General features: G+C 53.8%; 1 pseudogene. It reads right to left on the reverse strand.

The features are described from left to right. Positions 1–273, reverse strand: a pseudogene (locus SM755_RS23630) (hypothetical protein); the annotation flags it as partial.

Below are 273 nucleotides of genomic sequence, written 5' to 3' on the forward strand. Positions count from 1 at the left end.
CGACGAAGTCGTGGTACTCGGGTTCGCCGAACGAATCCAGTCCATCCACGTCGTACTGATGGAGGACCTCCTGAATCCGAACGTTGATCAGATACAGCTCAACCCACTCCTCGATATCGCCACTATATGCAGTATAGAACGCTTCAAGAAGCGTCTCCCGGTCCGCGTTCAGAATCTCCGAGAGCGATTCGAGCGACCCGATCGAGACGTTCAAGAAGAACTCGCGATAGTCAGCTTCGTCCCACACATCTTGCTTCGATTCTGCTCCTGGCT

It is taken from the genome of Natrialba sp. PRR66 (assembly GCF_034808065.1).
Classification (GTDB): domain Archaea; phylum Halobacteriota; class Halobacteria; order Halobacteriales; family Natrialbaceae; genus Natrialba; species Natrialba aegyptia.